This window comes from Novipirellula methanifontis (assembly GCF_052161655.1).
GTDB lineage: Bacteria > Planctomycetota > Planctomycetia > Pirellulales > Pirellulaceae > Novipirellula.
Window position 1 is genome coordinate 4,615,108 of record NZ_CP197418.1, and the last position, 22,739, is coordinate 4,637,846.

The following is a 22,739-nucleotide window of genomic DNA, read 5'->3' on the forward strand; positions in this document are numbered from 1 at the left end:
CCAGTGATGGCAAGTCGCCACCGACGAATTGTTTGCCGATGGCGTGCTACGGAAAACGAGGTTCGCTGCGGAACCTTTTTTCATCTCGCCGTTGATGAAAAGGCCGATTCCAAGGTACCGACCGTAATAAGTAACCGTGAACTGCATTGGGAAATCTCGGGTGGAACCGTGTCGGATCTACGACGATTTTCTTTTGCGGTGGGGCTATTGTGCGGAGCCGTATCCCGATCGGATACTGTGCTCGCCCTCGTTTGATAGTCACGGTAATTCTTGCCACCGGGTGAAATGTTGATCACGCACCGACTGAGCTTGGTCCAATGGACGGTTTGTACGATTGCCGCCATTGGGTTTGCATTCGATATCTATGAACTGCTGATGCTGCCGCTGATCGTGCGACCCGCTCTCGCCGAATTGGTGGGTGCCAGCCCTGGATCCCCCGAGTTTGAATATTGGGTCGGGATGCTGTTTTTCGTCCCCGCAATCGCTGGCGGTATTTTTGGACTGCTAGGCGGATATTTAACGGACCTGTGGGGTCGCCGCCGCGTGTTAACGTACAGCATTTTGCTGTACGCGGTTTCAGCGTTCGCAGCCGGTTTTGCAACCTCGATCGAAATGCTTTTGTTTTTGCGTTGCACGACGTTCATCGGAGTGTGTGTCGAATTTGTAGCCGCGGTTGCTTGGCTTTCCGAGCTCTTTCCTCAGCCAAAACAACGCGAAGCGGTGCTGGGATTCACCCAGGCGTTCTCCTCGTTGGGTGGCGTCTTGGTAACGGGTGCCAATTTTATCGCGATCCGTTACGGCGATAGTTTGCCGTCCATCCTCGGAGGTCATGAAGCGTGGCGTTATACGTTAATTTCAGGTGTCATCCCTGCATTGCCATTGATTATCATTCGCCCGTTTTTGCCTGAGTCTCCGCAATGGGCCGAAAAGAAAGCGGCTGGCACGTTGCAGCGGCCGAGTATTCGTGAACTGTTCGGGCCTAAGCTGCGCCGCACCACAATCATTACAACGTTGATGTTTGCTTGCAGTTACGGGGTCGCTTTTGGTGCCTTGCAGCACACTCCTCGGATTGTCCCTTTGCTGCCCGAAGTGATCCAACAGACGGCGGACAAGCCGCCTGCCATTCAGAAAAAGGAAGCGCAAGAGATCGCGGCCCACGTCAACGGTTACCAAGAGGTCGGTGGCTTGGCGGGACGCGTTCTGCTGGCGGTTTTGGCAATCTATATCGTCAGCCGTAGAACATTGTTGCGGATTTTTTTGATTCCAGGGCTGGTGATTGTACCGCTGGTGTTCTTCTATCCGGCACGCGAGGATCTCGAGTTGCTGAAATGGGGAATTTTCGCGGCGGGAGTGTTTACCGTGGGGCAATTTAGTTTCTGGGGCAACTATTTGCCCCGTGTCTATCCGATTCATTTACGAGGTACGGGCGAAAGCTTTGCCGCTAATATTGGTGGACGCATGATCGGCACTTCATTTGCACTCTTGACGACTTGGTTGACAACGATGATGCCCGACCGATCGACGGCACTCGCTGCTGCGGCGGTCGCCCTGTTTGCCTTTTCAATGGCACTGCTACTCAGTTTTTGGCTGCCGGAACCCAGTTGCGAAGATTCGGACTATGATTCTGAAATAAATGGCTGACGGCTTTCGACAAACGAGGATAGAATGTGACGAGCTTAATTCAATTTCTGACTTGCCGGTTCAATCTGTGCACTTTGTCAACTCGGATGGTCTCAACTCGGATGGCCTCAACTCATATGGCCTCAACTCATATGGGTTGAGACTATGGGAAAGAATCAAACTAGCAGACTCTGGGTGCTGTGGAGCTGATGGGCTCTCTTCCTTCATGAAAATTTGGCAGTTTCTGTTACTTGCATCGATCGCTTTGCTGTCGTTACTTCCAAAAACGATGGACATCGAGTCGCTATCGACTGAGGTTAAAAGCGCGGCCAATATCGCAAAGACGGAAACGCTACACGCCGTCCATGGGTTGCCGTTTGAGTTAAAATCCACGGAATACACTGAATTCGATTCCGTTTCCGCATCCCCGCAGTCAGTACCGCAATTGGATGCGGGATCGAAGTTGGAACTTGGCATTCCATCGCGATTACCGATGTTTGCCTTGACGACGTCCCTGCCCTTGAGCACGGTTTGGCATTCGAAGCCTAACGCTTCGTATGACGAACACCTATTGGACGTTGCTTGTTTGTCGGAACTGCGACTACTTCCACATTGGACGGTCGCCCAGGCGTCACGCCTGCTCCACTCGCCAGCCTCTCTCCATTCGCTGCGTATTCGTTTGCAGGTTTAGTGCTCACACCGGTTCGGTCGGTGCCATGTTCGGACAGATTGTTTGAGTCAGAGCATCGGTGTGTCACGTCTTTTTTCTATCTGCAATCTTTCTCGAGCGAGACTTGCTCTGCAGCGACTACGAATAATCTCTGGCCCCATGGGGACTTCAGAGGCTAGAAGTGGGTCGCGCTGGCCAAATCAAAAATTTCCATGAGTCGATCCACGCATTTAAAATCACGTTCCTCAAAACATTCGCTACCACAGCCCAAGACATGGTTCGGTCGAATGTCGTTTGGGATTTTACTCTGTTTTTTCCTGGCAACGCCGGTCTTGTTTTACGGCGCCGCACGGGCGGTTCAGAGCAATAACAACCAAGTGGGCGATTGGTTGCCGGCCGCCTTTCGTGAAACCGAGGAGCTGAATTGGTACCGCGAGCACTTTGCGGGTGACCAGTTTGTGGTGCTCAGTTGGGAAGGCTGCACGATTGAAGGGGCGATCAGCGAAGATGGCAGCGTACCGGCAGACCCGCGAATCGATCAACTCGCCAATTTGTTGATCTCGGATTCACCAGTCGGCGGAAAACAAGATGCACAACCTTATCGCTACTACTTCAAATCAATCTATACGGGACCTCGACTGCTCGAATATCTGTCCGAAACGGCGTCGGGGATTCCGTTCGACATCGCAAAGCAGCGACTGGTCGGTTCGTTTCTGGGCCCGGATCGTCAACAGACATGTTTGTTAATCACGTTGTCTGACGCAGCACTACCGAACCTGCGTGAGGTGTTAGCGAGACCGGTGGTCGGACCGCTCGGATTTCATCACCCAGCCGGCGTGTTGTTTACGGCGTTAGAAAGTTGTGAGATTGATGTCGATCAAGCACGACTTGGCGGTCCCCCCGTCGACAACGTGGCCATTGACGAAGAAGGCGAACGAACGCTGATCCGTCTGGCCGGACTTTCGGGGCTGCTTGGCTTAACGCTGACTTGGTGGTCGCTACGCAGCGTTCGCTTGACGTGTATTGTCTTTAGCTGCGGCATCTTAAGCGCTGCTGCAGGACTTGCCTCGTTGTGGATCGCAGGAACCAATACGGACGCGATCGTGCTTTCGATGCCTGCGCTCGTTTATGTGCTCGGAATCTCGGGCGCGGTTCACTTGATCAATTACTACCGCGACGCCATTGGCGATGTGGGGCCGGAGGCGGCGCCGGGTAAGGCAATCGCGATGGGCTGGAAACCGGCCGTGTTGTGTTCGCTGACAACCGCCTTTGGCCTGTTGTCTCTGTGTGCGAGTGAGTTGACTCCGATCCAAAAGTTTGGCTTCTACTCAGCAATCGGCGTGATGGAAATGTTGATTGTGTTGTTTCTGTTCTTACCCGCGGCGCTGTACATGTGGCCTGGCAAGCTACCTGTGGCCTCGATCCAAGCCAAAAGCAAGTCGAAATCCCGTCAGACCTCAGTGCCCAAATTAGATGGCCGGATGCAAAGGTTTTGGGATGGGCTCTGCGACCTGATCCTGCGACACCATGCTTTGGTCACGATCACATTCCTAGTGTTGATCGTGGGGCTTGTCAGCGGGCTGCGCTACTACCGCACATCGATTGACTTGATGAAACTGTTCGGTCAGGAAGCCAGGATTCTGAAGGACTACCGCTGGATCGAAGCAAACCTTGGCCCGTTGGTTCCAGTTGAGATTGTGTTGGGATTTGATTCTGAATCGATTGCCAAAACGGGCGAATCGACTTCGAACGGATCGGATGGGCAAGCGGAATGGACCCTACTTGAACGCATGAATATCGTTGCGAACACTCAGCGAACGATTGAACAAAAGTTTGGTCCTCACGGCAACAACGTGATCGGCCCTACCATGTCAGCGCTGACGTTTGTTCCACCGCTCCCACGTCAAAACCGAAGTATGGGGTCGTTTGTTCAACGAAAATTGATGAACCGAAAGTTGGAGCATGCCTACGATTCTCTTTCCAGAAGCGGCTATATGACTTTTGACAAAGAGTCGAACCGCGAGCTTTGGCGAATCAGCCTTCGCGTGGCGGCGTTTGAAGACGTTGATTACGGCCAGTTTACGGAATCACTCAAAGCTTTGGTTGATCCGGTAATCACTCAATCCGGCGCCAATCATGAGAAGGCGGCTGGTTCGATTCGACAAGTGAACCATGTCTCGGCCCGTTCCGCTCAACCTGCGATTACAACTGTGTACACTGGTGTTGTGCCGATTGTATATAAAGCACAAACGGCGCTGCTTCGCAGTTTGATCAGCAGTACCGTTTGGTCGTTTCTCACAATCACTCCGCTATTGATGCTCGTTTCGCGAGGCTTCTTCGCGGGCATGGTCGCGATGCTTCCCAACGTGCTTCCGGTGCTGGTCGTCTTTGGCGGGATGAGCTGGCTCGGGCAGCCCGTAGAAATCGGATCGATGATGGCGGCGAGTATCGCGCTAGGGGTGGCAGTGGATGACACGATTCATTACTTGACGTGGTTCCGAGTCAGTTTGAATCGAGATGGCGATCGTCTGAACGCCATTCGCAGTGCCTATCATCACTGCGCGACCCCCACATTGCAGGCCACGCTAATCAACGGTCTAGGTTTGTCGGTGTTTATGGTCAGTACCTTTTCGCCGACAAAGCAGTTCGGTTATCTGATGCTTGTGATTCTGTTTGCCGGAGCGATTGCCGAACTCTTGTTGTTACCTGCGATTTTGGCGGGACCATTAGGGCGAGCCTTCAAGCCTTCTTACAAGAATACAGATACGATTATGCAAAAGTCTTTGCAAAATCCCGCCTCCGCTGGGACGTCCAACGTCACCACGGTGGCATCGTAAAAAAACAGCATCCGCTGCACATTATGCTAAGCAACGCGTTCGACAAGCAATCAAATCATTCCTCATCCCAAACATATTGAACTACAAGGTAAACCATGTCCAATCCCACTTTGTCGACGATGCCTTGGTGGAGACAACTTGATCGCTATCAATGGTTTGTCTTCGTCGTCGCTTCGTTGGCTTGGTTGTTCGATTGTTTGGATCAACAACTATTCCTGATTGCTCGCAATGATGCGATCACGTCACTGATGCCGCCGGGCACTGGGCAGACGGACATAAAACTTTACGGTGGTTACGCCACATCGATATTTGTGATTGGATGGGCGACGGGCGGTTTGATCTTTGGATCACTCGGCGATCGGATAGGTCGAGCTCGGACGCTGACAATTAGCGTGCTGATGTATTCGGTCTGCACCGGATTGTCGGCGTTATCTACCGGCTGGATCGATTTTGCAATGTTCCGCTTCCTCACCGGTTTGGGTGTCGGAGGGGTATTTGGTTTGGCCGTCGCCTTGGTTGCAGATACCGTTCCCGCCTCGGCACGGACGGCAGCGCTGGGCACGCTGCAAGCCCTATCCGCCGTTGGCAACGTGACTGCTGCAATCATTGGAATGGTCATCGGCAAAATGGTCGTGGCAGGAAATATTTCGCCCGAGAATAGTTGGAAAGTAATTTTTCTGGTTGGATCCATTCCTGCGCTACTGTGCGTGTTCATTCAAATGCGATTGAAAGAACCGGAAAAATGGGTTGCCGCGCGACAGGCGGGCAAAGCAACCGGGGTGCGATTCGGATCCTATGCGTCGATGTTAAGCGATCCGCGTTGGCGAAAGCATTCGTTGTTCGGCATGATGTTGTGCGTTGCTGGTGTGATTGGCTTGTGGGGAATCGGATTCTTTAGCCCCGAATTAGTCGGAGATGTCATTAGCAATTCTCTTCGCCAATCGGGTGTCTCCGAAAGTGAGATCGCGGGGGAGCGAAGCTACTGGGTTTCAGTCAATATGATCGTCCAGAATCTTGGTGCATTCGCCGGCATGCTCTGCTTTACTTGGTTGACGCAAAAGATTGGACGCAGGCCTGCCTTTGTGATCGGATACCTAGCTGCAATGTTGACGACGATCGCCTACTTCCAAACCTTCAGCGGCATCAATGACATTTGGAAAAGTGGCTTGATGGGGTTTTGCCAATTAGGTCTGTTTGCGCTTTTTGCGATCTATTTACCTGAATTGTTTCCCACTCGGCTACGGAGCACGGGAACCAGTTTCTGCTACAACGTTGGTCGCTTTTTGGCCGCCAGCGGTCCCGTCACGCTGGGATATTTACAATGGTTTTTAGTTCCTCAGGATGCGGTGGCCCAGCAGCGGATCGATGCCCTGCGAGACGCGGCGAGCTATATGAGCGTGATCTTTCTGTTGGGGATCGTCGCGGTTGCCTTCCTGCCCGAAACAAAGGATCAGCCGCTACCCGAAGACCTGTAAGGCAAACCAACCAACCCATCGTCTGCGAGCGCACACCTCCGTTTCGCTTGCTGCTAAACCGACGCCGCTGTCGCGTTGAATATTAAGTATGTGGTATAGGCGATGTAAAGAGAAAGGAAGACGGCACCTTCCCAGCGGGAAATCACTCGCCCTGTGAAGAAAATAGGCTGACAGGCACAGGCAACGGCGATCATGACCGGAATGTCGAACGCAAGAGCCGAGTCGCTAACGGTTATCCCCGTCGGGCCGATTACGCTGGACAAACCCAAGACACACAGAATGTTGAAGATGTTACTTCCCACCACATTCCCAACCGCGATATCGCGTTCACCGCGAATCGCGGCGGTGATTGATGTCACCACCTCGGGCAACGAGGTTCCCGCCGCAACGATAGTGAGACCAATGACAAGTTCACTCACGCCCAAACTGGCGGCAACCTTTACCGCACCACTAATCAATAGGGTCGAGCCAAACCCGAGCAATACCAACCCAAGGACGATCCATCCGAGATTCAGCCACAAAGTACGCGCGGACTCTTTTTCATGCTCCAGTTCGGTCGGCAATTGCTGATCAAATTCCTCGACAACCGCACGACTTTCGTGGCGGCTTTGACGAATACACCAGTAGGTGTAAGCGATGATCCCAGAGAACAGTACGATGCCTTCCCAACGGACAATCGACCCGTCCCACCCGAACGCGATCAGCAAGAGGGATGCCGCGATCATCACCGGCACGTCCCAGCGGATGAGTTGACTGGATACGACCAGCGGTACAATCAGTGCCGACACGTCCAGAATGAAGAGCACATTGAAAATGTTGCTACCAACAACGTTTCCGAGCGCAATATCCGCGTTCTCAGCCATGGCGGCTTGGACAGACACGGCGAGCTCGGGGGCGCTGGTGCCGAATGCAACGACGGTCAAACCAATAACGAGCGGCGAAATTCGTATGTAACGGGCTAGTCGCGAAGCACCTCGGACCAGCAATTCACCTCCGCCGACCAACAACAGTAAACCTCCACCAATCTTTAGCCACTCCATAACCATATCACTCATTAGACGGATCCCACAAAGAAGGAACAGCTACAAAAACATTCGACCGAACGCTTTGCTAATTCAATAGCAGACGTTGCAGCAGGATGACGAAAACTCCGGAGATGTAACCTGCAACGGCCAATGGAGCCACCTTCTTCAGATACCAAACAAAGTCGATGTGCTCGAGTCCCATTGCCGCGACGCCTGCGGCCGATCCTATAATCAGACAACTTCCGCCGGTGCCGGCACAATATGCTAGCAGCATCCAAAAATCGTCGTTGATCGGCATAGAGTACATTTCGATGCCGGCGGCAACCAGCGGAACATTGTCAACAACCGCTGACACCAATCCAATCGCGACCGCGACGACTTCTCGGTTGGGGAGCGTCTCGTCAAGCCAACGAGCGGCATTTTCCAAAATCCCCATCGCACCAAGCGAACCGACGGCCAACAGGATGCCGAGGAAAAACAGGATACTAGACATGTCCACGCGGCGGAGCACTGCCAACACTCCGGTGCTCGATCGCGTCGTTTCATCCATCGTGTGACTGACAAGCTCCGATACGATCCAGAGCACCGCAAGACTGAGCATCATTCCCATGTAGGGTGGCAGGTGAGTGGTCGCTTTGAACACGGGAACGCTGATCAATCCCACCAAGCCAAGAATTAGAAACAACCATTGATGCCAGGGACGAATATCGATTTCAATCGTCTTATCTTCGCTCGGTCGCTCGCCCAATTTACCTCGCATCAAAAACGTCAATCCAATCAGCGGAACCAACAAGCAAACGAGACTGCCCAGAAATAATTCCGACATTACTTCGACGGTGCCAATTTTGTGTTTAATCCACAGCATCGTGGTCGTCACATCGCCGATGACGGTCCACGCGCCTCCGGCATTGGCGGCAATCACCACCAACCCGACGTAGCGCAAGCGGTCCTCGCGATCTTGGATCAGTTTGCGAAGCAGCGAAACCATCACAATCGTGGTCGTCAAGTTGTCGAGTACCGACGACATAAAGAAAGTGAGCAAGCCGACGACCCACAACAATGAGCTTTTCTTGCGTCCTTGGATTCGATTCGTGACGATCGCAAACCCTTCGTGAGCGTCGACCAATTCAACAATGGTCATCGCCCCCATCAAAAAGAATAGGATGCTGGCGATCTCGCCAGTCAAATGCAAGTGCTGGGATTCGATCGCAAATGTCTGGTTGATGTTCTCGACCTTCTCCACAGCGGCTTCGGTAAGAAACCAGCTTGGAATCGCTCCGCTGGGCAGTAACTGATCAAGATTGACTACATAGATGGCCCAGCAGACGACGCCGATCAACAACGCAGAAGCAGCCTTGTTGATTTTCAAGGTGTGTTCTAACGCGATCGCCAAGTATCCGAGGATGAAAATGGCGAGAATCAGATAGGTCATTTGAAAGAGGTTTCGATTAATACAAAGGTTCCGTGACGAAGCGGACATACTTCGTCATCAATTGGTTGTGGATTTGTTCCTGCCGAGTTCATCACGTCTCATTTGCTGGTGACAAGGGGGCCGATTCGCGATGCAGAAACTGCTTCCGAAGTGACTGGTAGCGACGTTCCAGAATGAAAACAATTAGCAGCACGACGATAATACCCCCGTATTGAATGGCCGGATGGTCTTTGTCGACCCAATTCCCCAAAACATCGGAGAACCAAAACATCGCCCCATTCCCGATCAAACTTCCGATACAAATACACAAAAAGGTAGAAATCCGAGACATCCCGAGCAGTCGCCCAAAGATCGAACCTCCGACGCTTCCCGTCGCCGCTAGCGGGAAGCCGACGAAAACAATTAGTCCCAAGCTTGTGGTGCGACGCATCCAAGGATGCGATTCGAGAATAAACCGTCCGTCCGCAACCAAGGCAGCGACGCGAGGTCCGATCACCGGAAGACGAAATAGGAATCCAATGTGAAAAGCCAAAACCAACGCAGTGAGCGTATCAAGGTAGCAGATCAATACAAAGAGCTGGAACGAGGACATCGAGCCATCGAAGTCCTGCAAACCCCCTTCGGTCCCCGACAGAATGATGAAACGGCCCAACAGCCATAACGCCAACGATACGTTCACGACAAGTCGTGACGTGAACTCCCACCCGGCATACACCCACATCGCAAACAGCAGGGATAAACTGACGATCCATGTTCCATGCAATGTAGCCGCCCATATCCAAGGATGATCGCCACGAAACTCGACCTCCTTGTGTATCAGCTCATCCAGGCGAACAAGATCGATTGATTCCGATTCTGACACAGTAATGGGATGTTCCCTATTGCAAATGAGGATTCGATCGCCGCAACAATCGATTGAATCGTTCACTAACGTGAGGCGCAGAAACCGCCCATCGTTTCGCATTCAGCCCAGACCGATGGGCACCATCGCAAACGGATTTTCTGAAGTACCATCATGGGCACGTTGGTCGGTTTCCCCGACGGAGATCGCCACATCGATTGATATCCGGCGGTGGACTCGCGTGCCGAGCGGTATGATTAGAGCCGTAGGGAGGTGCCGAGACTCAATAGAGTATTCGACTTCCTCACAAGGCTGCTATCGGCAACAACGTGGCGACTTTCGTGTCGAAGCCGACTTGTAAAAGCACGGCCGTCGAAACACCAAGACATGTCCAACTTTGTATTAGCCGACTCGGATTCGGCTTGCACTGCTTGGGACAATGACGGCTGAGGAACCAAGTCAGAAACCGCACCCAAGACGCAACTAGCGGACGCGACATCGTGATGGCGATTCACGTCGACGCGGCAGTCAAGAAGAAAGGCCGCGGAGCTTAAAAGGGTACAAAATAAAAGAGTGGCCGCGATAGCAGCACGCGCGCAGCGGCGGTTGAACGACATGAACGTAAGACAACTCCAGGAAGCCTTGAACACCTCAAGCTGCTATTATCGCATCAGGCCATTTTTCAACAAGGGATGTTTCGGAGAAAGTCCGATTGGATCATCGCACTATAGGAACTCTGATCGCGGATCCCGTCGTCTCTAAAAACATTCCCGATTGGACATCGCTTGACAATTTTCCTTCCGCGGCAATACTTCGAAATATCTCCCTTCGACAATCGTGGACGTTTAAACAATGAAATCGCGCCGACCCCGTGTTGGCTTCTGTTCCCGAGAGCTCTCGCTCTTGTGCGGTTTCGTTTTCTTTTGCCTCAGCTGTTGCACTCCGGCCGTCAATGCCTGGAAAAGCGAAGCCCCGTCGAAGCACGAAAACGCGGTATCGTCGCCCGACAGAGTTGTGTCGCCGTTAGCGAGTGTGCGGGACGTCAAATCGCTGGCGGTTTATCGAGGCGATTTTAAGTCCGGAAAAACAATCGCGTCGTCGTCCCCACTGGACGTTTGGCACGAACCTGTTTTCTGCTCGGACGAAGTCGTCGCGGAACGGCGATCCTTGGCTTCACCGACACTCGTGGTGCTTGGAATTCGATTGCAGATTTAGGACAAAACCGCTGCGTTTGATCCTTCTGTTTATCTGCTTTCATTTCTATCGTTCCCAGGCTTCCATTGCCTTGGGAACCTACACCAGGTGCAACAATGTCAAAAAATGTTCATCGTTCTTCAATGCAAACCGTTGTTAACGCCGTTTCCCAGCGGCACTCGACGACGCAAAAAAACTCACCTAGTGATATTCTACCAGCCCCGATTTTCCGATTGATTGAACTTGGGAAATACGCGGAAGCGAGTGATCGGCTACAAAAGCTGCCTCGATCGCCGTTGATCATGGAAACGCTCGGCGTTTGCTTGATGCGGAGCAATCAACACGCACTCGCTGTTAAACTGTTTCGCGGACTAGCGCTGAATCCAGGTACCACGGTGATCCGAATGGATGCCAGCGACGGACTTAGAGTGAATTTTGCTACCGCGATCCTGCTGCACGGCTCGCCCAGTGGAGCACTCGATATTCTGCAAGACTTGCAGGATCGAGATTGTTTGCCGGCTGTACGTATGAAAGCAGCGATTCAGCAGTGGGCCAAGGGGCTATCGTTTTGGCGTCGATTGGATTGGAAGTGGAATCGGATTGAACCGGCGAACACGCAAGTTCCGATCGACTTCGAACTAGGCGAGTTTCCATTCACGATTGGGCAAGCAAAAGTCGCATCCGAATTGCCAAGTGATGGCAAGCCGTCCAAACCAACGGCACCCAAGTTGGCTGCTTAACTCAAAGCCAGAGCAAAAACAGGGGCAAGGTAACGAAGCCGCGCATTAGCCGCGGCCGGTGCGTCAACATACATAAAGAGTGCAACAAACTTGTGTGAAAAGTTTGTTTTGCAGTGGCGTCGGCGCTCGTTACCCATGCCCGCTGCAAACGTGTCAGTTGTGCGGGGTTTCTTATCATTGCAATCGTTCAAGCACGGCCACTCGCACTGTTGTATCATAGGTGTCCCCCGGGGCGTGTATCTGCGTCGACCTCCGATTCCTCATGTCCTGCCGCCCTCCGCACAATCCCTTCCCCAAGGATCTTTGCCGATGACATCCACTGCAAAACCCAAGCAACGTATGTATGGAATCGAGCGTCGCGACTTTTTGCGTTATATGGCGGCCGTGTCCGCGATCCCAACGCTTGCGCTGCGTGCTCAAGGCGAAGTCACCGAGAAACCGAATTTTGCCGACAATCCTTTTACGCTCGGCGTTGCGTCGGGCGACCCTGCACCCGACGGCGTGGTGATCTGGACGCGATTGGCGGTAAAGCCGCTTGAACAAGGCGGGATGCAAAACAAATCAGTGCGGACCCGATGGGAAGTCGCCACGGATGAATCGTTCACCAATGTCGTGCGTCATGGCGATGCAGTTGCAACTCCCGCACTTGGGCACTCGGTGCATGTCGAAGTCGACGGGCTGAAATCCCATCGCTGGTACTTCTATCGCTTTCACGCTGGCAACGAAACCAGCCCCGTAGGCCGAACTCGCACCGCTCCGGCCATCGATGCCACACCCGACCGCGTCCGATTTGCCTTCACGTCGTGCCAACATTACGAGACTGGTTATTTTAACGGTTATCCCCACATGCAACGCGAAGATCTCGATCTTGTCGTTCATCTCGGGGACTACATTTACGAATACGGCGGAGCAGACAATCGTCCTCGCAAACATATCGGCGGCGAAATTGAATCGCTCGATGATTATCGGACTCGCTATTCTCAATACCGACTCGACGAAACGCTGCAAGAAACCCATCGGTTGTTCCCTTGGCTGGTCACTTGGGACGACCATGAATTCGATAACAACTACGCGAACCTTGTATCGGAACAAGACGGAATTTCGCCGGAAGCCTTCTTGGCGCGTCGCGCCGCTGCCTATCAAGCCTATTACGAATTCATGCCGCTGCGGCGTAGCTCGTTTCCGCAAGGGCCGAACATGAAGCTGTACCGAGGTTGCCAGTACGGACGACTCGCCAATTTCCATGTGCTCGATACCCGGCAATACCGCACCGACCAACCCAATGGTGATCATCAGAAACCGATGACAGGCAAGGTGTTTGATCAAAAAACGACGATGCTAGGCGATCAACAAGAAAAGTGGTTGATGCAGAGTTTGGCCCAGTCGCCTTCGACTTGGAACGTTCTCGCCCAACAAGTCATGATGGCGCCGCTGAATCGCGGCGAAGGCGACGATCATCGCTACAGCATGGACCAATGGCCAGGCTACGAGATCAACCGCCGTCGGTTGCTAAACTTCTTTCACGAAAAAGCGATCTCCAACCCCGTCGTGTTGACGGGTGACATCCATGTCAATTGGGTCAACGATCTGCAACTCGACTTCCAAGATCCCAACTCACCATTGGTCGGGACGGAATTGGTGGGAACCGCAATGACCTCGGGTGGCAACGGCGGCAATGTGATTCCCGAGTTCGAACGTGCCGCGGCCCAAAACGACTTTGTTCGCTGGTACAACTCCAATCGCGGATATGTCTCGTGCGACATCACTCCCCAATCGTGGACGTCTCACTTCCGCACCACCCCGTTCGTCGACAAACCCGGCTCTCCTATCGAGACGAAGGCGTCGTTTGTAATCGAGAACGGCAAACCCGGCGCCGTTCAGGTTTAAGCTCCGCGGGTTAAGCATCGACCAAACTGTAAGTGGCACAACCGGTAGTGGACGAGGCGACGAGTCCCGGGGTTGCAGGACTCGTCGCCTCGTCCACTACGACAGTAAACTGCTACCCGTTCCTAACGCTGTTGAAACAGATCGCTGGTGACAATCGCCGCGATCAAATCGGCCATCGGATAGTCATCCGCCTGGATTTGCCCGATGATGCCATCGACCGCTGCTCGATCACTCGACTCGATGCGTCGGCCGAGTGCGTGGGAGAGCAATCGATTGGTCACGGTGCGTACGAAAAACTCTTTTCGCTCGAGTAACCGCTGTCGCAATTCTGCCGGTCCCGAAAACGTATCGCCGCCTGGCAAGACGCCCGAAGTGTCGATCTTTTGTTTGCCGCGTGCATCGTAGTGCTGGCGTATGCGGCCGATCGGGTCAAATCCTTCCAATGCGAATCCAAGCGGATCGATTTTGCGATGGCACAAGTTGCATGCAGCCGATTCGCTGTGCCGGACCAACTGGTCACGGATCGATTTGGCACCGCGGACATCCGGATCCAATGTCGGCACGTCGTCCGGTGGCGGTGGCGTCGGCGTACCAACCACATTCTCTAACAACCACACGCCGCGAATCACCGGCGAGGTTTCGATCCCGTTGGCCGACACCGTCAACACGCTGGCTTGACCCAATAGCCCACCACGCCGTGGGTCGCGGAAAACCACTCGGTGAAAATCGGCCGCAGCATCAACGGGCACTTGGTCCTCGATGCCATATAATTTGGCTAAGTCGCGATTGACGAACGAATAGTCGGCACTCAGGAACGACAGTGCTGACGCATTGCGGTCGATCAAATCTCGCAGGAATAATTGTGTTTCCTTTTTCATTTCCGGTTCCAAACCGGCCGCGTAGTACTCGCGTGACGCTTTGGGATCCGGCGGCATGCTGCCCAGGGCTCGCAGATTCAACCAGTTGTCGATGAAATCGGCAACAAACGCATCCGAAGCCTTGCTGCCGAGCAAACGCATGGTCTCCGCGCTAAGTGTTTGCCGGTCATCCAGTTGGCCCTTGTCCGCCAAGCTTCGCAAACGATCATCGGGCATCGACGAAGTCAGGAAGTACGACAAACGTTCAGCCAAACCATGCTGCGATAACGCGGTTGCCTCCGCCGACTGCGGTGGGCTGAGGTATAGAAACGCTGGTGAGCACATGGCCGCCTTGAGCGTGTCTTTGTAGGCCTGAAACGGAGTGTGCCCACCGGCGACGCGACTCTCGTAAATCCCCACCAGCCCAGCGACCTCCTCCGTCGTGGGAGGTCGCCGATACGCTCGCGATGCAAATTTCTGAATTAGCTCGGACGCTCGTTTGGGGTCAAAGCTCTTTCCCCCAAGCAGTCTTTGTTGGCTTTGCGTTGGCCAATCGACATTCACAGGTCCGCGAATTCGAACTTCATCGATTCGAATTTGAGGCAATTGTCCATGTTTGATGACCGCGTTTCGGAAATCGACGATTCCTCGGCCGCCACGAACGTTCGCGGGCAGGGTATTGACGTGATTTCGGAACACCCGCGAATAAGATCCGCGTACGTCATGTTGTCCGTTCTCGAAAGTAAAACGGGGAGCAAATCCACGGTCCAGCGGAATTTCAAACGTGTACCACTTCAATTCATTGTCGGCGATGACCTTCTCGGCTAACTTGGGCTGAATTGGCTGGGTATGGACCATATCGCCAAGCGACGTGTCGCCTGGCCGAATCCCCATGCGAAACGGCTCGTCCAAATCGATGAAGATGGTTCGTTTGTTGTAAGGAGTGTCGCGATGCAGTGCTTGAGCGAGCACTTTGATTTCGTACACGCCGTCTACCGGAACGCCATCGGAGAATCGGTGCAAATGCCCATACGCTCCTTCGGGTTTATTGTTGAGCGGATGATCGTAGAGCACCAAGTGTTCATAGTTGAACGCTAGTTTATGGGCGCGGTTGAGCTCGGGTTGCTGAATAAAATTGTCCTTATAAACCCACTCTTTCGTTTGTGGGTGTTGGTTCACCACGAGAGCTTTTTCGACACAGCGATCTGCTGCCATGAGATATTTTTCGAGCAGATGCCCCGAGGTCACTAGGGTGTCGCCGATGTTGTCGAAATGCTGTGACAAATTGTCTGTGGGAAACTCGAGCGTCGGATCAAACATCGTCATGTCGATCGCCAGCAGGTCGCCGATGGTGTTGCGGTACTCGCGACGCGACAATCGTCGCAGCACGCTTTGCCCGCCCGTGCTAGTGGACTTTTCACGCATCGATTCGAGCACGCGGGTGAAATGCTCGATCGCAGCCACGCGTTCGGAATCGCTCGGTTGATCTGCATCCTCGGGCGGCATGCTGCCCAGTGTCAATTGATCGACAATTTCCTGCATCTTGATTTGTGTATCGAGATGCGTATTGGCAAAGTCGAGCGTTTCGAACTCACGCTGCCCGCCCGGATCGTCGACCGTATGGCATTCAATGCAATAGTTTTCCAGGAAACCAAATGCGGGATTCTCTGCCTTGGCGTTCGCTGCCCACCCGCAGCACGACATCGCAAATATCAATGCTGACGAAAATAGCATCGACCAAACTTTAAGTGGCGTCGAAGTAATTACTGAAGTAGCGGAACTCGTCAAGAGTTTCGGCCAGCCTGGAAAACGAAAGTCTTGACGACTTCCGCTAAGGGAAAACCCGTCACTTATTGTTCCGACGATGCTAAGTGGCGCAGTCGGTAGTGGACGAGGCAACGAGTCCCGTGCCGCAGGACTCGTTGCCTCGTCCACTACGACAGTATGTATTTTGCCGATGCGTCGATTCGAAATTAAACAGCGCCTTCGCATTATGCTAAACCTCGCAGCGTTCCAGTGCTGGTGGCAAAGCGGTCTGTCTCGACGCCAAACTTTTGCAGCATCGAAACGAACAGATTGGTCAGCGGGGGGCGATGTGACGAGTCCTTGTCGAACGCCAGCATCCGGCCATGCTCGAAACCGCCTCCCGCCAGGATCACCGGCAAGTTCGTGTTGTTGTGCGAATTGGCGTTCCCCATCCCGCTACCAAACAGAACCGAGGTTTGCTCGAGCAGGTTATGCTCGCCCTCTTTCGTCGCCGACAACTTTTCGACAAAGCGGACGAACTGTTCAATTTGATACGTTTCTAATGTGATCAACGCCTCGATCCGGTCGGTCAGATGGCCGTGATGCGACAATGCGTGATAATCGCCATCCACACCAAGATCGCGTGGGTTGAAATCACCGCCAATTTCCAACGTCGCGATTCGCGTCGAATCGGTTTGCAGCGCTAACGCGATCAAGTCATACAGCAGCGGAAGATCTTCGACCATGTTGCGGTTCTTGGGGCGATCAAACGGAGCCTCGGGTTTAGGCACATCGATCCAATTGCGTCGCAGTCCGATGCGTTTCTCGACTTCACGGACCGACGTTAGGTACTCGTCCAGCTTGTCACGGTCTTGTTGATTCAATGTCCGCCCGAACCGATTGGCATCGTTGCGAACGAGATCCAAGATCGAGCCTTGTAGTTTAAAGCGATCCGCGGCGGCAACTTTGTCCTTTTCACTGTTGCCCACAAACAGAATTTGAAACAACTGTTCGGGACCCGTGATCGGGGGAACTCGGGTGCCGGTGCGAGTCCACGACAATTGGCATCCGCCATGGATGCCACTTTCGCTGCCGACGGTCAACGAGGAAAAACGTGTTTGGCCGGCAATCGTCTCGGCAGCGTATTGATCAATCGTGACGTTGGCGTCCGGCATCGTCTTGGCATCAATTTGACGGACGCCCGACAAGAACGAATGGATGGAAAAGTGGCCACCGGCGGTATCGTGGTCCAAGCCAGCAATCATCGTCATCTGATCCGAAATTGCCTGCAGCGGTGCCGTGGACCGACCGAGCGAAAAGTCACGCTGGACGGTCAGCCCTTCGCGGGATTTGGCATTGGCGGCCGCGGGCCAGTATGCTTCAGGGTGGAAGCCGAGCATGTTGCCGATGCAAACCATCCGTTGTTTGCGACCCGAAGCTTGCTCGGGCACCTCATTACCGGTGACCCGCGGTGACGCGAAAAACGGTAGGCAAACGGAAACGCCCGCTGCACGCAAAAGCTGGCGGCGATGGAGGTTGCTCATGAGAGACTCACTTGGGCTGGATTCAGAGGGAGGGACGGCAGCACGGCGGGGCGAGCGATTAGTCAATTTATATGCTTTTTGAACCGCAGTAAAATCAATTTGGATCGCGACGAAGCCCATATCTTTCGAGATTTCTTGTCAGATAGGCGGCAGGTCGGCTCCCGGAGACGAATAGGGAATTATGGAAGACGCAAACACGCACGATCCCTCCACCCTCGAAAAACTGCCCGAAGGCGAGTTTATGCGGCTGTTTATCAAGCATGAACCGGCGTTGCGTGCGTTTGCTCGTTCGATTTTGCCCGATTGGCACCTCGTTGATGATACCCTGCAAGAGGCCAGCGTGACGATGTGGGAAAAATTGGGGCAACTGCATGACGAGGCTGGGTTCCTTCCCTGGGCCAAGGTGATCGTGCGGTTCAAGTGTCTTTCGGCAGTGGACAAATTACGTCGGGATCGCCACGTGCTCAGCCAACAGGTTCTCGAATTGATCGCGGACGAGGCCGAGGCGATGGATGCCGAAGAATTTGTCGCGATCCGGACCGCGTTGACACAATGTTTGACTCAATTCACGCCGCCGCATCGCGAATTGTTGTTGGCTCCCTACGCGGGGGACGGGCGAGTGAAACAGATCGCCGAACAAGGCAGCAAGTCGGTCAACGCACTTTACAAATTACTAGGAAGGCTGCGTCAAAAGTTGGCGTCGTGTATCCGTGGACAACTTGAGCCGGAGATGTCCTGATTATGGATCCCAAAGCATTAATTCATCGTTACCTGATCGGCGAAGTCAGCGAAACCGAGGCCGCCGAACTAAATCGTTTGTTGGAAGCGGATCCCGATTTGCGCCGCGAGTTTGTGATTGCTGCCGCGATGGATACGGGCCTTCGTGAAGTCGCGTTTGAAAAGGCCGTCGATGACGCGGTCGATCCGACACGTGGATCGGCAGTGACACCCACCGAGATCGCGGGAAAGGCGCCTGCGGGAAAGAATGTTTTGCCCCTGATCCTTTTGGCCATCGCTGCATCGATCCTTGCGATCATCTTCGTTGCCCCCGCGTTGCTTGCGCCGCAGTCCGGCGAAACCGCTGCGGTCGCCACGCTGCTGTCAACCGAAAACGCGGCCTGGGAAAGTTCACTGCCGACCACTCCCGGATCTGATTTGACGCCCGGATTGATGAAGTTGGTCGCCGGAATCGCGACGGTCCAGTTTCGTTCGGGTGCCGAGGTGATGATCGAGGCGCCGGCGAATTTGGTTTTGATCTCGCCGATGCGAGGCCGACTGCTCGACGGCGCAGCGGTGGTCAGCGTGCCCAAGCCTGCGATCGGCTTCGTCTTGGAAACGCCCGATGGATACGTCGTCGATCATGGAACCGAGTTCGCCGTCAAAGTCGCAGGTGAAGGAAAACCATCGGACTTTGAAGTCATCAATGGCGAGATTTCGGTGCACCTTGCATCGACCGGCGAAAACGTGCGGTTGACGGATCGGCAGTCCGCTTCGATCTCGGACCATAAACTGACGAGCTTTGACGGTCAGCTTGTCGAGCGAACCATCGAAGAATCGCCTCGCGTGCTGCGTGTTGGAACCGAAGGTCGGGCCACCTCAGTGATTCGTAACAACAAACGCAAAAAACGTCACCATCCTGATTTGCTGATGGTAAAGCGAGGAGCCGCTGGTCCCTGGGATCAACGCTCGATGTGTTCGTTCGACGTCAGCAAAATCGATTTTGATGCCGTGAAATCCGCTCGCTTGCGACTGAATCTCGTGCCCAGTGGGATTGGGTTTGCCAGTCGACTGCCAATGATCAACCGATTTGCCGTCTATGGATTGACCAACAAAGCGAAAAGCGATTGGGTAATCGAAAGTCTTTGGGAAGATGCCCCGGGCCCCGAGGACGGCGTGCTTCTGGGGACGTTCGAGATACCGCGAAGTGTGCAACGCGGCAGTTTTGGCATCGAAAATGAAACGCTTTTGGAATTCCTAAAAGCTCACTCCGACGGTTCGGTAACCCTGATCATTGATCGCGAGACCGGCCAAATTGATGGCGAAGGACCTGGCTTGGTTCACGCGTTCGCCAGTGATTCGCATCCCGAAGCATCGGGACCGATCCTTGAGTTTTCACCTCAGAAGAAGAATTAATTCGTATGTTGTTATTTCATTTTGATCCGTTCGATTGCTCACGCTCTCTTAGCGGTACGGCGCACGCCGTACGGTCGGCGGCTAGTGACCAACGCAAAATACCTAAGAGCTTGCGTCTTGCCGCTAAGCGAAACCATTCAACGGGCATCATTGCCTGCACTTTGTTGGCGATATCGTTCGCTTGTGCAAACGGACCGGTAAGTTCGGCCGACGAACCGACGGCCCCGCCCGCCGCGATGCCCGCCGCGATGCCCGCCAAGCATGCCGCCGTGTTTGAACAATACTGCTTCGATTGTCACGACTCCACTTCCGAAGAAGGGGGCGTCAATCTCGAAAACATCTCATTCGACATCGCCAGAGACATCGAAACCGCCGAACGCTGGCAGAAAATTCTCAACGCAATCAACTCGGGCGAAATGCCGCCTGAGGATAGCGAGCCGATTTCGGACAATGACAAGACGGCCTTCCTCGAAGATTTGTCCACGCGGATGGTGGCCGCTCGCAAGGTGCTTAGCGATACCGGCGGCGAGATCACCATGCGGCGGCTGAATCGTCGCGAGTACCAAAACACAATCGAAGCACTGCTCGGGGTGCGTCCGGATGTTTCGAGTCTTCCTGATGATCAAGCGACCGCCGGGTTTGACACCATCGGAGCGTCACTATTTTTCTCCAGCGATCAACTGGAAAACTATCTCGCCACAGCCAAGGAAACACTGAAGCTGGCCTTGGCAACACCACACGCAGCAAAAACGCGGACGGTTCGCATCGAGCCCGAAGAGGAATACACGCCCCATTACGAAAAGGCACTCGCGGCGCTGCAGGACAACATCAATCGCGCAAACGCCTGGAAAGCACAATCAGAAAAGCCGGCCTCCGAATTTGGGTTCCTTGATGAGTACGGGGCAAAGAAAAGTCTCGAGAACAGCAAGGGTTGGGCACCACAGTTAGTGAAATATCTGGCACGTCCGGAAACGAAAACCGGCGCGACGTTGATCATGACGATCAAAGATGGGGGCTACACCAAAATTAAGTTTCCTGCATTGGGCCCTGGCAATGCGGGGAACTATACGATCCGCCTTCGCGCCGCGTCCTACCCTGATGCCGATGTGCGTTACCACTACATCGAGTTTACGTCTGGTTTCGGCAGCGGTCGCAAACATTTGGGGTGGCGAAAAGTCACCGGGACGCTTGACGACCCTGAAATCATCACATTTCCGATCGAGCATCATCCTGGCGAGAAATTACAGATTTGGGTGCATCAACGTAGCCATCAAGATCGCGGGGACAAGAATCTTTGGACCATCGATCAAAAACAGAACGGGATCGGTACGCCACCGGGCATTTGGATCGATTGGGCGGAATTGGTGGGGCCTGAGCCGGAGCAGAACGCCTCGGCATCCAGTGCAGCACGAGACCGAATATTGCCGGCAAAACCGAGCGACTGGAGCGACGATCGCTATGCCAAACAGGTGCTCCGCGATTTCGCCGTGCGTGCGTTTCGTGGCGAAATGCCAAGCGACGACTATTTGGATCGACTGATTCAACAATACGAGGCCAACGTGGCCAAAGGGATGAAACAAAGTGAAGCACTGACTGGTCCGCTTGCGATCATTTTGTCTTCTCCCAGTTTCCTCTATATGGTTGAGTCGACCGGCAATGAGGGATCACCCGACCTGACCGCAGCGGAACTTGCCGTTCGTCTGTCTTATTTTTTGTGGAGCGAGTCGCCCGATGAGGAACTGATGTCGGTGGCCCGCAGCGGTCAACTCTCGCAGCCTCGCGTCCTGTTTGCCCAGACCGCCCGACTACTGGGTGACCCGCGCGCGGATCGTTTTGTCCGTGGCTTTGTGCATCAGTGGTTGCAGATGGAACGATTGGACATGTTCCAGTTTGACGGAGTCCAGTTTCCCACGTTCGACAACGCGGTCCGTGCAAACGCGCGTGAAGAGATCTTTGCCACGGTGCACCACATGCTCGAGGAAAAGTTACCTCTCGGGACGCTGTTGAAATCCGATTTTGTCGTTGTCAACGATGTGATGGCCGATTACTACGGCTTGCCTGATGTTGGTGGCCACGAATTTCGCAACGTTAAACTGCCCGCGGATTCGCTCCGCGGCGGGTTGCTCGGTACAGCGGCCTTGGCTGCGATGGGCTCCGACGGGCTGCGTTCATCGCCCGTCGAACGAGGTGCTTGGGTGCTTCGTCATCTGCTAAACGATCCGCCGCCACCCGCACCACCGAACGTACCGCAACTCAGTCGGCTTGCCGGTGAAGTGTTGTCGGCTCGCGAGTTGACTAAGGCACATCAAGAAGAACCTCAATGTGCACAATGTCACCAGAAGATCGATCCGATTGGTTTCGCCCTGGAAAATTTCGACGCGTCCGGGATGTGGCGTGATGTGGAAACCGTGATGGTCGGAGAACGCAGGAACAAGCGAGCCGTTGAGTTCGAGATCGACGGCAGCGGACGTTTACCCAGCGGTGAGAAGTTCGCGGATTATCTGGGATTACGAGAAGCGATCGCCAAGCACGAGGACGACTTCGCAATGGGATTGACCGAAGCGCTGATCGAATACGGACTCGGACGCCCCTATGGGTTCACCGACCAGGACCTCGCGGACCAAATCATTGCTCACGCAAAAGACAAAGACTATGAGTTAAGTGTTTTTGTCCACGCGTTGGTCCAATCAAAACAATTCAAAACCAAGTGATGCCGTGAGGCGATGTGACGGAGAGAC

The 22,739-nt window shown here is 53.9% G+C and carries 14 protein-coding genes; 9 read left to right on the forward strand and 5 right to left on the reverse strand.

The genetic code is table 11. From position 1 onward, the window contains the following. Window positions 1–285: 285 nt before the first annotated feature. The 4 genes from SH528x_RS16300 to SH528x_RS16315 all read left to right on the forward strand — a co-directional run bounded on the left by SH528x_RS16300 (window position 286) and on the right by SH528x_RS16315 (window position 6,602). The gene (locus tag SH528x_RS16300) at window positions 286–1,641 is read left to right on the forward strand and encodes an MFS transporter (protein ID WP_442511579.1); all 1,356 of its coding nucleotides are present in this window, start codon (window positions 286–288) and stop codon (window positions 1,639–1,641) included. Between the two features lie 205 nt (window positions 1,642–1,846). Then, window positions 1,847–2,311, forward strand: a complete 465-nt coding sequence (locus tag SH528x_RS16305; RefSeq protein ID WP_442511580.1) for a hypothetical protein — start codon at window positions 1,847–1,849, stop codon at window positions 2,309–2,311. 191 nt (window positions 2,312–2,502) lie between these two features. Next, on the forward strand, window positions 2,503–5,127 hold the full coding sequence (locus SH528x_RS16310) for an efflux RND transporter permease subunit (protein ID WP_442511581.1): 2,625 nt from the start codon (window positions 2,503–2,505) through the stop codon (window positions 5,125–5,127). A 95-nt stretch (window positions 5,128–5,222) separates the two neighbouring features. Further along, a complete protein-coding gene (locus tag SH528x_RS16315) occupies window positions 5,223–6,602 on the forward strand; it encodes an MFS transporter (RefSeq protein WP_442511582.1) in 1,380 nt (459 codons plus the stop codon). Between the two features lie 53 nt (window positions 6,603–6,655). On the opposite strand, the gene SH528x_RS16320 is transcribed toward SH528x_RS16315, so the two are convergent. The 3 genes from SH528x_RS16320 to SH528x_RS16330 form a co-directional block, all read right to left on the reverse strand. Continuing rightward, window positions 6,656–7,657: a calcium/sodium antiporter gene (locus tag SH528x_RS16320; RefSeq protein ID WP_442511583.1), complete on the reverse strand. Its 1,002-nt coding sequence runs from the start codon at window positions 7,655–7,657 to the stop codon at window positions 6,656–6,658. A gap of 55 nt (window positions 7,658–7,712) precedes the next feature. Beyond that, window positions 7,713–9,059: a sodium:proton antiporter NhaD gene (gene nhaD, locus SH528x_RS16325; protein WP_442511584.1), complete on the reverse strand. Its 1,347-nt coding sequence runs from the start codon at window positions 9,057–9,059 to the stop codon at window positions 7,713–7,715. Between the two features lie 91 nt (window positions 9,060–9,150). Beyond that, the gene (locus SH528x_RS16330) at window positions 9,151–9,921 is read right to left on the reverse strand and encodes a small multi-drug export protein (RefSeq protein WP_442511585.1); all 771 of its coding nucleotides are present in this window, start codon (window positions 9,919–9,921) and stop codon (window positions 9,151–9,153) included. Window positions 9,922–11,210: 1,289 nt separating this feature from the next. Here SH528x_RS16330 and SH528x_RS16335 point away from each other — a divergent pair. Both SH528x_RS16335 and SH528x_RS16340 read left to right on the forward strand, forming a co-directional pair. Further along, window positions 11,211–11,834, forward strand: coding sequence for a tetratricopeptide repeat protein (locus SH528x_RS16335; protein ID WP_442511586.1), 624 nt, complete (start codon window positions 11,211–11,213; stop codon window positions 11,832–11,834). 309 nt (window positions 11,835–12,143) lie between these two features. Then, window positions 12,144–13,721, forward strand: coding sequence for an alkaline phosphatase D family protein (locus SH528x_RS16340; RefSeq protein ID WP_442511587.1), 1,578 nt, complete (start codon window positions 12,144–12,146; stop codon window positions 13,719–13,721). A gap of 122 nt (window positions 13,722–13,843) precedes the next feature. Here SH528x_RS16340 and SH528x_RS16345 read toward each other — a convergent pair whose 3' ends face one another. Both SH528x_RS16345 and SH528x_RS16350 read right to left on the reverse strand, forming a co-directional pair. Next, a complete protein-coding gene (locus SH528x_RS16345; protein WP_442511588.1) occupies window positions 13,844–16,312 on the reverse strand; it encodes a DUF1592 domain-containing protein in 2,469 nt (822 codons plus the stop codon). A 257-nt stretch (window positions 16,313–16,569) separates the two neighbouring features. Beyond that, complete coding sequence (locus SH528x_RS16350; RefSeq protein ID WP_442511589.1) at window positions 16,570–17,868, reverse strand: DUF1552 domain-containing protein; 1,299 nt, start codon at window positions 17,866–17,868, stop codon at window positions 16,570–16,572. A gap of 181 nt (window positions 17,869–18,049) precedes the next feature. On the opposite strand from SH528x_RS16350, the gene SH528x_RS16355 reads away from it, so the two are divergent. From SH528x_RS16355 to SH528x_RS16365, 3 genes are read left to right on the forward strand one after another with little or no spacing between them, the layout of a single operon-like run. Further along, entirely contained in the window at window positions 18,050–18,607 is a 558-nt protein-coding gene (locus SH528x_RS16355; protein WP_442511590.1) for a sigma-70 family RNA polymerase sigma factor, read from the forward strand. Window positions 18,608–18,609: 2 nt separating this feature from the next. Then, window positions 18,610–20,001, forward strand: a complete 1,392-nt coding sequence (locus SH528x_RS16360; protein WP_442511591.1) for an iron dicitrate transport regulator FecR — start codon at window positions 18,610–18,612, stop codon at window positions 19,999–20,001. Window positions 20,002–20,006: 5 nt separating this feature from the next. After that, complete coding sequence (locus SH528x_RS16365) at window positions 20,007–22,712, forward strand: DUF1592 domain-containing protein (protein ID WP_442511592.1); 2,706 nt, start codon at window positions 20,007–20,009, stop codon at window positions 22,710–22,712. The last annotated feature ends 27 nt before the right edge of the window (window positions 22,713–22,739 follow it).

Excerpts from the sequence above, each read along its gene's own strand:
- SH528x_RS16310 (WP_442511581.1), top strand. The coding sequence starts at position 2,503 with ATGAGTCGATCCACGCATTTAAAATCACGTTCCTCAAAACATTCGCTA.
- SH528x_RS16315 (WP_442511582.1), top strand. The coding sequence starts at position 5,223 with ATGTCCAATCCCACTTTGTCGACGATGCCTTGGTGGAGACAACTTGAT.
- SH528x_RS16320 (WP_442511583.1), bottom strand. The coding sequence starts at position 7,657 with ATGAGTGATATGGTTATGGAGTGGCTAAAGATTGGTGGAGGTTTACTG.
- SH528x_RS16365 (WP_442511592.1), top strand. The coding sequence starts at position 20,007 with ATGTTGTTATTTCATTTTGATCCGTTCGATTGCTCACGCTCTCTTAGC.
- nhaD (WP_442511584.1), bottom strand. The coding sequence starts at position 9,059 with ATGACCTATCTGATTCTCGCCATTTTCATCCTCGGATACTTGGCGATC.
- SH528x_RS16360 (WP_442511591.1), top strand. The coding sequence starts at position 18,610 with ATGGATCCCAAAGCATTAATTCATCGTTACCTGATCGGCGAAGTCAGC.
- SH528x_RS16305 (WP_442511580.1), top strand. The coding sequence starts at position 1,847 with ATGAAAATTTGGCAGTTTCTGTTACTTGCATCGATCGCTTTGCTGTCG.
- SH528x_RS16350 (WP_442511589.1), bottom strand. The coding sequence starts at position 17,868 with ATGAGCAACCTCCATCGCCGCCAGCTTTTGCGTGCAGCGGGCGTTTCC.
- SH528x_RS16340 (WP_442511587.1), top strand. The coding sequence starts at position 12,144 with ATGACATCCACTGCAAAACCCAAGCAACGTATGTATGGAATCGAGCGT.
- SH528x_RS16300 (WP_442511579.1), top strand. The coding sequence starts at position 286 with ATGTTGATCACGCACCGACTGAGCTTGGTCCAATGGACGGTTTGTACG.
- SH528x_RS16345 (WP_442511588.1), bottom strand. The coding sequence starts at position 16,312 with ATGCTATTTTCGTCAGCATTGATATTTGCGATGTCGTGCTGCGGGTGG.
- SH528x_RS16335 (WP_442511586.1), top strand. The coding sequence starts at position 11,211 with ATGTCAAAAAATGTTCATCGTTCTTCAATGCAAACCGTTGTTAACGCC.
- SH528x_RS16355 (WP_442511590.1), top strand. The coding sequence starts at position 18,050 with ATGGAAGACGCAAACACGCACGATCCCTCCACCCTCGAAAAACTGCCC.